Here is a 12,563-nt window from a genome sequence, read left to right on the forward strand (position 1 = left end):
GGCCGGGCCATCCTTGGGATCAGCAACACCGGGCACCCAGAAGAACTGTTCGTCCTGGCGAACCATGCCGATGTCACTGCGTGCCCGCTCCTCGATGGCATCGAGACCGTTCTTGAGATCGACGACCTCGGCTGCGAGCCGGTCATTGCGGGCCTGAAGCGTGTCGGTATCACCTTCGAGAGCGTCGGCGCGCGCCTGGATGTCGTTGAATTCCCGAATACCGCCCTCGCCGAACCACAGCCGATACTGCATCAGCCCCAGCATGACAACCAATACCACAATGACCCATTTCCACATCGCCAAGGCTTCCGATCGGCACGATTCGTTCGTACGGTTGATTTCGCGCGGTTCAATTGACGCCATTCGTCTCGAACGGTCCGCTTCGAACCCGTCGTTGCGGGCACCGCGCCCTAGGCAGGGCAAAGCCGGCCGCTGTCGGCGCGCGGGCCATTATGCCATCATCGCCGCATGCGGCCCACCGCCACGACCGAATCCGGATCGAACACTCAGGTATCAACTGGCCATGTACAAGCTCGCGTTCTTCGTTCCCGAATCTCATCTGGAAAGCGTCAAGGACGCGGTCTTCGCCAGCGGTGCCGGGCGCTTCAAGAATTACGAGGCGTGCTGCTTTCAGACGCACGGGCAGGGCCAGTTTCGGCCTCTTCAAGGCGCTCGGCCGCATATCGGTGCGGTGGATACCCTGGAAATCGTCGAAGAGTATCGGGTCGAGCTGGTATGCGAGGATCTCCGGATACGCGCCGCGATCACAGCGCTGATCGAGGCCCACCCCTACGAAGAACCGGCCTACGACGTGTGGCCGTTGAGCGACCTGGATTCGCTGCCCCCCGGGTGACAAGGGACGCCACCATCTGAAGATCGGGGGTAACTGCAAGGCGCCACTCAAGCGGAGCCGAAGTAACGCTCCCTCTCCTCCTGGCCAATCTGGCTGAGATGCAATTCGAAAGTGCCCCTGCGTCGATCGTCGAAGAAGTGCTTGAGGGTGCGCTCGATGGTCGGAAAGGCGAGTTCGTCCCAGGGAATCTGCGACTCCTCGAACAGCTCTACCTCGAGACTCTCCGGGCCGGCGGCGAAATCGCCGTCGAGATCGCCCAGGAAAATCATGTAAACCTGATTGATGTGCGGCAAGCTGATCAGGGTATACAGTGTCGGATCGGCGACGACGGCGCGGGCCTCCTCGCGCGTTTCACGCAGCGCCGCCTGCTCCACCGTCTCCGCGTTCTCCATGTAACCGGCCGGCAGCGTCCAGAACCCTTTGCGCGGTGCAATGGCCCGGCGGCAGAGCAGAATGCGCTCGCCGGCGACCGGTAGCGTGCCGGCAACGATGCGTGGATTCTGGTAATGGATGGTGCCGCAGGCATCGCACAGGAACCGCGGACGGTCGTCGCCGTCGGGAATCGCGAAACGCACGGTATGCCCGCAGTGGCTACAGTAGTTCATAGAGATTCAAGTCCACAGGATCGCAAATTGAGAGAGCCTCGAGTTCCCGGGACCTCGCAGGAACCGCCAGCCATCGTCGATCGGTACGCTGACCAGTCTAGAGTCGAAAGCGCATGTTAGAGACACTCCGCGAACGCCTGCAAGCACATCGCCCCTGTCAATTGGATGACGCCTACCCCCAGGCGGCGGTACTTCTCCCCATCGTCGCTCGTCCCGACCCTACGCTACTGTTCACCCAGCGCACGGCGCATCTTGCCCAGCATGCCGGTCAGGTCGCCTTTCCGGGAGGCAAGCGTGAGCCGGAGGATCGGGACCTGCTCGCCACGGCGCTACGGGAATCCCATGAGGAGATCGCTCTCGAGGCCGCCCAGGTCGATATCATCGGGCGCCTGAGTGATGTGATGTCGCTGCATGGCCTGCGGGTGACGCCGTTCGTCGGCCTGATCGCCCCGGACCTGCCACTGCAGGCCGAGCCGGGTGAGATCGCCGCGATCTTCGAGGTACCGCTGCGCTATTTCATTGAGGATCGCCGCAGTCATACCGATGTCATCCCGGTCGACGACCAACCCTGGTACGTTCCCAGCTACCCTTTCGAGAATCGCGTGATCTGGGGCCTGTCCGCGATGATGCTGGTGGAGCTGCTCGCCGTGGGTTTCGGCAGCGATATCGCCCTGGACCGCAAGCCCGCGCAAGGGGAGTTGCGCTATCACCCGCAGCGCCGCCGCCAGACCGACGCGCGCACTCCGCGCAACTCCCGTGCCGCCGGCAAGATAGCCAAGTGAGTTCTCGATGACGCCTATCACCGCGAATGACGCCCGTCACGACTTCTGGGACAGCGCGCAGCTACCTGCGTTGATCGATGGTCTGGTGGAACACGGCTGGTATGTCGGCGAGGGATTTCTGGACGTGACGCTGTGCCGGGAACTGCGGGAAGAGCTGGAGCGACTGCATCATCTAGCCGCGCTGCAGGAGGCGGCCATCGGCCGTGGCGACGAGCGCACGCTGCGACGCGACATCCGAGGCGACGCGATCCACTGGCTGGACCGCGAGAGCCTGGCACAGCGACGCTATCTGGCGTTGATGGGCGAGCTCCAGCAGCAGATCAACGTCGCGCTCTACGCTGGGCTGTTCGAATTCGAGGCCCACTTCGCCCACTATCCGCCGGAAGCTTTCTATCGCAAGCACTACGACAGTTTCCGCGGCCGAGCCAACCGCATCATCTCGACGGTGCTCTACCTCAACCCGGACTGGCCCACCGACGGCGGTGGCGAAATGGCGCTCTACGACGAACATGACACCGAGCGCGAGGTGGCCCGCGTGCATCCCGAAGCCGGCACTTTCGCCTGTTTCCTCTCCGATCGCATCCCGCATGAAGTACTGCCGACCCGGCTGCCTCGTATCAGCATCGCCGGCTGGTTCCGACGCAATGCCTCATTGGGCGGCGTGATCGACCCGGCTCGCTGAACCTCGTGCCCACGTGATCAGTCGATCGTCGACCGCTGCCGTCCGGCGGCTTCCGCTTCACGAACTTCCACGCCAGGCGTCACGGATTCGCTCGTCCCCTCATCCGGCAGTGCCGTTTCCACATCCGGCACCACCTGCGAGAGATCTTCCTGATGTTCGTGCTCGATCGCGCCCTGTACCAGCTCGTCGGTCACGCTGAGCTCGGCGCCCACCACCGACTGCTGCGGATTGGAGGTGAACGGTGCCACCGGCATCGGTGCCGGACGCCGGCTACGCCGCCAGACGAAGAACGCCACCAGCACCGCACCCAACCCGGCCAGCGCCACGAACAGCCCCACATCGCCGACATGAATCATCAGCGGCGTGATCAGCGGCGGGCTGAGGGTCGCGCCCAGCGCATTGATCAGCAGCAGACCCTGGCTCATTCGCACCAGCGCACCGGCCGGCGCGCGGTCGGCCGCGTGGCTCACCGCCACCGGGTAGAGCGCGAATACGCCTCCGCCGATCAGAAACAGCATGGCCGCCATCAGGCCGGGCAGGTCCGGCAGCAGCATGACGCCGCCGCATAGCACTGCCAGCACCCCACCGATCAGAATCAGCACGATCTGACGGTCGTGGCGATCCGACCAGCGGCCGATCGGATACTGCAGCAGCATGCCACCAAGAATCACGATCGCCATCATTTCGCCGATCTGCTGCACCTCGAAGCCGCTGCGCTGCAGATAGAGCGGCAGCAGGCTGTAGATCGCCGATACCGCCAGGCCCGAACCGAAACAGCCCATGACGCCGGTCGGCGTCACGGTGATCAGTCGCCAGGGCGACAATGGCTCGGCGTGTTCGATCAACGGCGAGACTCGCGGAATCATGCCCAATGGCAGCACCGACAATGAGGCCAGCATGGCGATGACCATGAACGGCTGACTGGCACCGGCGTGATCCGCCACGCCCAGCAGCAACTGCCCGATCACCCCGGCGCCGTAAAGCGCGATCATGTAGAGCGCCAGCAGCCGCCCGCGAACGCGAGTATCGGCAGCGGTCAGCAGCCAGCTCTCGATCACCAGATAGACGCCCAGCGTCGCCCAGCCACCGATCAGGCGCAGCGTGAACCACAGCTCGGCGTTGAGCCACATGCCCTGCAGCAGCACGGTCACTGCAACCAGCGAGGCGAAGCAGGCGTACGCGCGGATGTGGCCGATCCGCAGCAGCAGTCGATCGTTGAACAACGCCCCGATGGCCAGCCCGATGTAATAGGCAGCCGACACCCAGCCGATGGTGGTGACGGACTCACCGGCCGCATCCAGCCGCAGGGTAATCAGCGAGGCCAGAAAACCGTTGCCGATACCCAGGATGAAAAGACCCAACAGCGGTGCCAGAGCCATGGAGAGCAACTGCCGAGACATAAGGCCACGGACCTCGAAAATGCACAGCGAATAAGCTCGGCGATCGGCACTCGGGGCACCGCAGCCGAAGATTCCGTTCGAGTCATCGCAAGACCGACTCGAACGACCAGAAAGTGGAGTAGCGGCTCGCACGCGGGATCAGCAGAATCGACTCTTGCAGCAGAGGCGACGCCACGGGCGGGAGCGAGCGCACTATACGCCCGGCCCTGCGCCAAAAGAAGCCAAAAAAACGCCTGAAAAAGGCTCTATTGCGCCGCTTTGGCGCCTCGCCGCGCTCACCATTATCCGGCGTTATCCAAAGAGCCCGTTTGACCTACAAAATGCTATTGAAATGACGCTTCTTGAGGCACGACCGAAGAGTTAGGTGATGGTCGATGTGACGTACCCCATGATGCCCCAAGGCGCCGCCAGCGGCTTTTTGTCACATAACGGCGTATGCTTGGCCATTAGCACGCTAATCCGCCTACTTTCCTCTTCCCCTGCCTCACGACCAGGTCACCATGCCCGCAGACGCTTCCGCCAGTCCCGACAGCCCCGTCTATCGCCAGCCCGGCTTCGCGCCGTTCCTCGCTTCCCGTCTCTGCGCAGTCTTCGCCATGCAGATCCAGGCGATCGTGGTGGCGTGGCAGGTCTACGACATCACCCACGACCCATTGACGCTGGGCTACGTGGGCTTGGCGCAGTTTCTGCCGATGGTCGTGCTGCTACTGCCGGCCGGTGATGTGGTCGATCGCTTCGACCGTAAACGTATCCTCCAGCTCAGCTGGGCCGCTCAGGCACTCTGCAGCGTAATGCTGATTCTGCTGTCGTTGAAACAACCCGATTCGCCGGTGCCCTTCTATGCGGTACTGGTGCTGTTCGGGGCCGCCCGGGCGTTCACCGGGCCGACGCTGCAAAGCCTGCTGCCTCAGATCGTTCCGCGCGATCAGCTGGGCAAGGCGATCGCGGTCAACTCGTCGATCATGAAGATCGGTGTCATCGGCGGGCCGATGCTGGGCGGCCTCTTGTATGCCTTCGGCCCGACGCTGACCTACAGCGTCAACCTGGGCTGCTTTGTCGTCGCGCAACTGGCGCTGGCGGGCGTGCCGGTGCGCTACGCATTCGAACGTATCAAGACCACTGACACCGCCTGGCAACGTTTCACCGCCGGCATCCACTACATCCGCAACAAACCGGTGATTCTCGGCGTCATCTCGCTGGACCTGTTCGCCGTACTGTTCGGCGGCATCGTCGCGCTGCTGCCGGTCTACGCCCACGAAATTCTCCATGTCGGCCCGGAAGGGCTTGGCGCCTTGCGCAGCTCGATCGCCATCGGCGCCTTTCTGATGGGGCTCTATCTGGGCGTGCGCGCGATCAAGCGCCACGCCGGGATGATCATGTTCGCGGCGGTAGCGGTGTTCGGCATCGCCAACCTGGTGTTCGCGCTCTCCCACTGGTTCTGGCTCTCGTTCGGCGCGCTACTGATCGCCGGCGCCGCCGACATGATCAGCGTCTACGTGCGCCTGACGCTGTTGCAGCTGGCAACGCCGGACGAGATGCGCGGCCGGGTCAACGCCGTCAACATGCTGTTCATCGGCGCCTCCAACGAGCTCGGCGAGTTCGAATCCGGCGTCACCGCCTCGTGGTTCGGCACCGTGCCCGCGGCGGTCATCGGCTCGGTGGGTACGCTGGCGATCGTCGGGCTATGGATGTGGAGCTTCCCGGTGCTGCGTCGCGCCGACCGGCTCGACGGCGTCGAGGAGGAACCGGTGGAGGCGCCGCGCGCGGACCCCGCCGGCAAGTCGATGTAATGCCAAATGACGTTCGCCTGTGGCCAGGAGCAGAGAGCTGCCTGGTCATTTCCCGGTGGCAAGTTTGAAGCCATGACAGTGGGTTAGCGTCATCTTTCTACCCTCGCCGACGTTTTAATGAGTGCCGACACATTCAAAAACTCGATAAGCTGCTAATACTTCGTAGCAAAAGAACCATTCTTGTCGCCTGCCCGGTACAACCCCGAAGCTAGCTGTGCGAAATCCAAGCTAGAGGCCAAGCGAGACCGCCCGATAACGAAGCGGTCCGCTTTTTCGTTTTCGGACCCCTTACGCAGGCGATAACTCCATGAACCGGCCCGCATTATCGTTTTCGATCGATGGCAATGTCGCCCTCGATTCGCCATCCTTCACGACGCAGCCGCAGTCGATCAGGCAGCAAGATACTTTTCAACGATCATCATCGACTGAGATCCATTGGCAGCGATTTTCGGTTGCCTATGACTACCCCGTCGCGTTTACCCGCGAAATCTTCTCCCCCGACAACTCCCTACTGGCCGACGCCATTTCACGCAAAGAGCCGGGCAAGAATCACCGCTGCCTGATTTACGTCGACGCCGGCATTGCCGCTACCTGGCCGGATCTCGAGTCCCGAATCAACGCCTACTTCGCTACCCATGCGAGTCAGATGACCCTGGTGACCGCACCGATTACCGTGCCGGGTGGAGAAGCCATCAAGACCAACCGGGAGACGATCGACCGGGTACTGGAAGATATCCAGCGCTTTGGTGTCGATCGACATGCCTACGTCATCGTCATCGGCGGCGGCGCGGTGCTGGATGCACTTGGACTCGCCGCGGCCATGGGCCATCGCGGTGTGCGATTGATTCGCCTGCCGACCACCGTGCTGTCGCAGAACGACAGCGGCGTCGGGGTCAAGAATGCCGTCAACTTCAAAGGCCACAAGAACTTTATCGGTACCTTCGCGCCGCCCTGGGCGGTGCTCAACGACTTCGACTTTCTGAGCACACTCTCACGACGGGACCGAATCGCCGGTACCTCCGAAGCGATCAAGGTGGCTTTGATTCGCGATGGCGCTTTCTTTGACTGGCTGGAAGCCAATGCCGATTCGTTGGCCGAGTTCGACCCGCGCACCGAAGAGATCATGATCCGACGCAGTGCGGAGCTGCACATGCAACAGATCGGCCGCGGTGGCGATCCGTTCGAGCTGGGCTCGTCGCGCCCGCTGGATTACGGGCACTGGTCAGCGCACAAACTCGAGGCGCTGACCCACCACGGCATCAGCCACGGTGAAGCCGTCGCCATCGGCATCGCCCTCGATGCCCGTTATTCCGTATTGACGGGCCTGCTTCCCGCCGGTGCCGAGTGGCGCATCGTGTGGCTGTTAAAGCGCCTGGGTCTGCCGGTCTTCCATGCCCAGTTGCTGGAAATCGAAGACGATGGCCAGCCCGCCATACTGACGGGCCTCAGAGAATTCCAGGAACATCTCGGCGGGGAGCTGACGATTACGCTGCTGTCCGGCCTGGGTCGTGGGCATGACGTTCACGAGATCGATGAAACCACCATGACAGCCGCGATCGACTGGCTGCGAGAAGAGGCGAATAGCCATGCAGCTGCCTGATGATCTGGGTCAACTGACCTACTGTCTCAATATTCATCCGACCCAGACCTGGGAAGCCGTGCGTGAAGCGCTGCTAGGGCCGGTGAAACGGGTGCGTGAAGCCGTCTCCCCCGAGGCGACCTTCGGCGTGGGGTTGCGCCTGTCGGCTCAGGCGCTGGAGGAGCTTCGCGCCCCCGATGCACGGGCCGAGCTCAAGGACATTCTCGCCCGGGAGAACTACCGCGTAGTGACTATGAACGGATTCCCGTTCGGCCCCTTCCACGGCGTCCCGGTCAAACAGAACGTCTACCAGCCCGACTGGAAGCAGCGCGCCCGGCTCGACTACACCTGCTGGCTGGCCGATCTGATGAGTGAACTCGGTGCCGCTGGCGACACCTTGAGCCTGAGCACCGTGCCCGGTACCTATAAGCCGCTGGCCGAGGGCGCGGAAGCGCAGATGGCGGACAATCTGCTCAAGGCGGCGGCTCACTGTGTCGAGCTCGCCCAGAAGACCCAGGTGACCATCGCGATTGCACTGGAGCCCGAGCCCCACTGCTTCCTGGAAACCATCGAGGAAACCGTTGCCTTCTTCCGCGACTGGCTCTATTCCGACGCCGCCGCAGTTCGCCTGAGCGAACTCAGTGGCTTGTCGCTCGACGAGGCGAAGCAGGCGCTGCCACGCCACCTCGGCGTCTGCTACGACGTCTGTCACGCCGCAGTCGAGTTCGAAGATCCGACCACCAGCATCGAAGCCCTGCGCACGGCAGGCATTCCCATCCACAAGCTGCAACTGAGCGCGGCGCTGCGGATTCCGCAATTCGATGCCGACAAACGCGAAGCGCTGGCGCCATTCTGCGAACGCACCTATCTGCACCAGGTCGTTGTCGACGCAGATGACGGGCTGGTGCGGTATGCGGACCTCCCCGAAGCGTTGGCTGACGACGCCCGCACCGATGGCGAGGAGTGGCGAGTGCACTTTCACGTGCCGATCTTCGTGGACGCCATTGCGCCGTTCGAGACCACGCAGTCGTTTCTCGCCGAGATTCTCGCTCTGCATCGTCGGCAGCCGATTTCCCAGCATCTGGAAGTGGAGACCTACACATGGCAGGTATTACCGGAGAACCTACGCACCGAGAGCGTGGAGACGGCGGTGGCGCGAGAGCTGACCTGGGTCAAACAGCAGCTGACCTGAGCGTGCCGATGTCAGAACCAGAGTCTTCCACGCTACGGAGTTCAAGGGTACCCGGGCTCAACTCCAAGGTCTGGCTGGAGCTGGGCCGGGTTTCCAACCTGCCAACGGTCTGGAGCAACGCGCTGGCCGGCATCGTGTTGGCCGGCGCCGGGGCGGGCGCTCTATGGCACTCCCCCTCGGCTCTCGCTCTGCTTCTGGCTTTGACGCTGTTTTACCTCGGCGGGATGTACCTCAATGACGCTTGCGATGCCGAGATCGACGCGCGTGAGCGCGCCGATCGGCCTATCCCGCGGGGCGACATCGATCGTTTGATCGTCACGCTGCTGGGGGCCGGGATGCTCGCACTGGGTAGCCTGCTGCTGTTTCTGAGCGATCTCTCCGCCGGGGTGATGGGGCTTGCACTGGTCGCTGCGATCCTGAGCTACGACTGGTGGCACAAGCGGATCGGCTGGAGCCCGGTACTGATGGGGGCATGCCGCCTGCTGACCTACCTGACGGCCGCTCTGGCTTTCACCAGCACGCTCAACGACATGGTCATCTGGGGCGCGCTCGGTCTCGCCTGTCATGTAGTCGGCCTGACCTATGCCGCTCGTCAGGAGGCCTACGACCGGCTGGGTGCCGCCTGGCCCCTCGGCGTATTGGCCGTACCCGTCGTCCTGATGCTGGCGACCATGCTGACCGGCCCTGAACCTTCGCTGCTCGCCCTGGCGCTGTGGCTGGGCTATCTGGCCTGGGGAGCACGCTGCCTGATGTGGCTGGTTCGCCGCGCGCCGGGAGACGTGCCCCGTGCCGTCGTGGGTCTGATCGCCGCCATCTCGCTCTATGACGCCACGCTGATGGCGGCCATGGGCGCGGATGGAATGGCTCTGCTGGGCGTGCTGGCATTCGCCGCGACGTTAGCGCTGCAGCGAGTGACTTCCGGCACTTGAACACTGGGAGAGGTAGCATTTGATCGACGACAACCTCTGAAACACAAAAAGCCGGGGCGGCATCGTGAAGGTGCCGCTCCGGCTTTCCTGCGTTTCTCGATATCTTTCCTAAGCCATGACTCGACGCTGAAGCGCGACCGCCTCAGGCGCTGGCAATATCGGCAGCGGTCTCCCGCGGCGACGTGCCGCCATTCTCTTCCCCGAATACATGTGTCAACACCAGCGCCTTGAAATCGCCGGCCTTGAGCGCGCCCTGAGGCAGCAGATCCGCTTCGGACGAGATCACCAGCGGCCCCATGTCTGGGTCGTCTGTCACCCGCCCGTGGGCGCCCTTGACCAGCGTGGTGTCCTTGAGCGAAATGACATCCAGCAGCTGGCGCATGCCCAGCTTGCGCTTGGCGAGACGCCAGCCCGCCGACAGTTTGGGCGACTTCAGCGCAGGATCGAAGAACAACTCCACCGGGTCGTACCCCGGCTTGCGGTGGATATCGACGGTACGCGCATAGTCCGGCGCCAAGGCATCATCCAGCCAGTAGTAGTAGCTGAACCAGCGGTCGGATTCGGCAATCGCCACCAGATCGCCCGAGTTGGGATGATCGAGCCCCTGTTCACGCTTCTCGCTGTCTCCCCAGACGGCCTCCACACCTTCGAGCCCTTCGAGCAGCGCCCTGACTTTGGGAATTTCTGCGGGATCGCGGACATAGACGTGTGCCACCTGGTGGTCGGCGACCGCAAACGCCCGCGACGCCCCGGCATCGAGCTGTTCGCGCCCATGCTCCTCCCGACGTACGGCGACCAGACCCGCTTCGCGCAGGGCACGATTGATATGCACGGCATCGCGCACCGGGGTGATGCCATATTCGGACACCACGATGACCCGCCGCCCTTCCCGGTCGGCCGCGTCGATCAGCTCGCCGCACAACGCATCGACGTCTCTGAGGTCACGCTGCAATTCAGGGTGGGAAAGATCCGGCCCCAGACGCTGGAGGTTGTAGTCGAGATGCGGCAGGTAAGTCAGCGTCAGTGTCGGGTCGCGGGTTTCCATGACATGGCGCGTGGCATCGCTGATCCAGCGGCTAGAGGAGATGTCGGCCATCGGCCCCCAGAAGCTGAATAGCGGAAACGTTCCCAATCGTTCGTCGAGTTCGTCATGCAGTGCAGGCGGAGAGGTGTAATGATCAGGCAACTTGCGACCGTCTGCAGGGTACATGGGCCGAGGAGTCGCGCTCCAGTCTGCCGTCGAGTACATGTTGTACCACCAGAACAGTTTGGCGCAGGTAAAGTCGGGATTCTTCCGTTTGCCGGCTTCCCAGATCTTTTCACCGGCGACCAGGCGATTGGATTGGCGCCAGAACCAGACCTCGGCGAGATCCTTGAAATACCAGCCATTGGCCACCGCACCGTGCTCGCCGGGGGACAAACCGGTCGCGAGCGTTGCCTGAACACTACAGGTCACCGCAGGCGTTACGGTATCGAGCGGTCGCAACCCGCCCCGCTCGGCCAGGCGTTTCAAGGCCGGTGTATGTTCACCGACCAGTTGGGGCGTCAGCCCCACCACGAGAATTACCAGGGTATTGTGCATGGTACCTGTCTGCCGATTCAGTCATCTGATTACCATCGTCACGAACCTATCGAAACGATATGTAAAGACTGCATATCAGCCAGGCAGAAGCCAGACAACCGGCATTCACTTTTTCACTCCATTATACGAAATCATGACTAAAAATCTGACTGAATCAGGATGAAAAGGGATTAAAAACCTTCCTATTAAAAACCAATTTATCGTTCAGAAATGGCGCTTTAATTAGCCAGATAATTGAGCTTGGGGATTGTTTTCAACAGCCGATAGAGTAGTGCCATCGAATATCAGGCCGGAATTTTTACATGCCCGTTACATCCTTGGCGCTGCTGCGCGAGTGGGTCTGTCGCCAGACACCTGAACAAGCCGACTGGCTGAAGACGCAATACGCCCGACTCGGCGAGAGCGCTAACGAACGTGATCTGCACCTGTTTCTGGGTCTCGCGCCCCGTCGTCTCGGCAAGCAGGATCTGATCCTGTCACCGACTGATCTGGCGCTGGCGAATCAGGCCTACCCCGGTTGGAACCCCTCGGGCTGGAGTCTCGATGGCGCGGCCCGTATCGCGGCCTTGCTTATCTTCCAGGGCTCGCGACCGTTCCCGGCCACGTTTCAGGATCTGGTCAGAACCGCCGATGCCCGCGAACTGGTCACGCTGTATCGCGGCCTGGCGCTCTACCCTCAACCGCAGTTGCTGAGTTTCGAGGTGGGTGAGGGGTTGCGCTCCAACATGCGGGCCGTGTTCGAGTCCATCGTTCACCGCAACCCTTACCCGCGCGACCACTTCGACGAGCACCGCTGGAACCACATGGTGCTCAAGGCGCTGTTCATCGGCAGTCGATTGGGTCCCATCGTCGGCCTGGACGAACGTGCCAACGTCGAGCTGGCGAGAATTCTGCTCGATTACGCCCAGGAGCGCTGGGCCGCCGGACGCCAGGTGAGCCCTGAACTGTGGCGCTGCATCGGCCCGTTCGCGGAGAGCGTCTCGGCTTACGAAGCCCTTGAGCGCGCACTGGCGGGAACACCCGACGAACGTGGCGCGGCGACTCTCGCGTTGATCGCTGCCGACACCCCTTCCGCTCGAACCCTGTTGCTGACGACACCCGCCACCACCGCACTGGTGGCCGAGGGCCGCATCAATTGGGACAACCTGACTTTGCTAGAGGCCGCCTGA

The 12,563-nt window shown here is 62.6% G+C and carries 12 protein-coding genes; 8 read left to right on the forward strand and 4 right to left on the reverse strand.

Annotated features, from left to right (window positions below):
* On the reverse strand, positions 1 to 297 hold a 297-nt coding region (gene ftsB, locus BTW08_RS17205; protein WP_075563761.1), incomplete at its 3' end, for a cell division protein FtsB.
* Positions 298 to 523: 226 nt separating this feature from the next.
* Between ftsB and BTW08_RS17210 the strand changes: the two genes are divergently transcribed.
* Positions 524 to 853 (forward strand): NGG1p interacting factor NIF3, encoded by a 330-nt coding sequence (locus tag BTW08_RS17210; protein ID WP_075563734.1) that lies wholly within the window; start codon positions 524 to 526, stop codon positions 851 to 853.
* A gap of 47 nt (positions 854 to 900) precedes the next feature.
* Here BTW08_RS17210 and BTW08_RS17215 read toward each other — a convergent pair whose 3' ends face one another.
* Entirely contained in the window at positions 901 to 1,458 is a 558-nt protein-coding gene (locus BTW08_RS17215) for an NUDIX hydrolase (protein WP_075563735.1), read from the reverse strand.
* 113 nt (positions 1,459 to 1,571) lie between these two features.
* Between BTW08_RS17215 and BTW08_RS17220 the strand changes: the two genes are divergently transcribed.
* Both BTW08_RS17220 and BTW08_RS17225 read left to right on the forward strand, forming a co-directional pair.
* Entirely contained in the window at positions 1,572 to 2,240 is a 669-nt protein-coding gene (locus BTW08_RS17220; RefSeq protein ID WP_075563736.1) for a CoA pyrophosphatase, read from the forward strand.
* Between the two features lie 7 nt (positions 2,241 to 2,247).
* Positions 2,248 to 2,922 (forward strand): 2OG-Fe(II) oxygenase, encoded by a 675-nt coding sequence (locus BTW08_RS17225; RefSeq protein ID WP_075563737.1) that lies wholly within the window; start codon positions 2,248 to 2,250, stop codon positions 2,920 to 2,922.
* A 17-nt stretch (positions 2,923 to 2,939) separates the two neighbouring features.
* Here BTW08_RS17225 and BTW08_RS17230 read toward each other — a convergent pair whose 3' ends face one another.
* Complete coding sequence (locus tag BTW08_RS17230) at positions 2,940 to 4,322, reverse strand: MFS transporter (RefSeq protein WP_075563738.1); 1,383 nt, start codon at positions 4,320 to 4,322, stop codon at positions 2,940 to 2,942.
* 500 nt (positions 4,323 to 4,822) lie between these two features.
* Between BTW08_RS17230 and BTW08_RS17235 the strand changes: the two genes are divergently transcribed.
* The 4 genes from BTW08_RS17235 (at position 4,823) to BTW08_RS17250 (ending at position 9,812) form a co-directional block, all read left to right on the forward strand.
* On the forward strand, positions 4,823 to 6,112 hold the full coding sequence (locus tag BTW08_RS17235) for an MFS transporter (protein WP_075563739.1): 1,290 nt from the start codon (positions 4,823 to 4,825) through the stop codon (positions 6,110 to 6,112).
* Positions 6,113 to 6,419: 307 nt separating this feature from the next.
* Positions 6,420 to 7,712 (forward strand): 3-dehydroquinate synthase, encoded by a 1,293-nt coding sequence (locus tag BTW08_RS17240; protein WP_083627954.1) that lies wholly within the window; start codon positions 6,420 to 6,422, stop codon positions 7,710 to 7,712.
* Entirely contained in the window at positions 7,699 to 8,883 is a 1,185-nt protein-coding gene (eboE, locus tag BTW08_RS17245) for a metabolite traffic protein EboE (protein WP_075563740.1), read from the forward strand. The genes BTW08_RS17240 and eboE overlap by 14 nt, the downstream gene beginning before the upstream one ends.
* Positions 8,884 to 8,891: 8 nt before the next feature.
* Complete coding sequence (locus BTW08_RS17250; RefSeq protein ID WP_075563741.1) at positions 8,892 to 9,812, forward strand: UbiA family prenyltransferase; 921 nt, start codon at positions 8,892 to 8,894, stop codon at positions 9,810 to 9,812.
* A 142-nt stretch (positions 9,813 to 9,954) separates the two neighbouring features.
* Here the strand turns inward: BTW08_RS17250 and BTW08_RS17255 are convergent, their stop codons facing one another.
* The gene (locus tag BTW08_RS17255) at positions 9,955 to 11,394 is read right to left on the reverse strand and encodes a nucleotide pyrophosphatase/phosphodiesterase family protein (protein ID WP_075563742.1); all 1,440 of its coding nucleotides are present in this window, start codon (positions 11,392 to 11,394) and stop codon (positions 9,955 to 9,957) included.
* Positions 11,395 to 11,696: 302 nt separating this feature from the next.
* Between BTW08_RS17255 and BTW08_RS17260 the strand changes: the two genes are divergently transcribed.
* Positions 11,697 to 12,563, forward strand: coding sequence for an EboA domain-containing protein (locus tag BTW08_RS17260; protein WP_075563743.1), 867 nt, complete (start codon positions 11,697 to 11,699; stop codon positions 12,561 to 12,563).

The organism is Salinicola sp. MH3R3-1 (assembly GCF_001937155.1).
GTDB lineage: Bacteria > Pseudomonadota > Gammaproteobacteria > Pseudomonadales > Halomonadaceae > Salinicola > Salinicola halophyticus.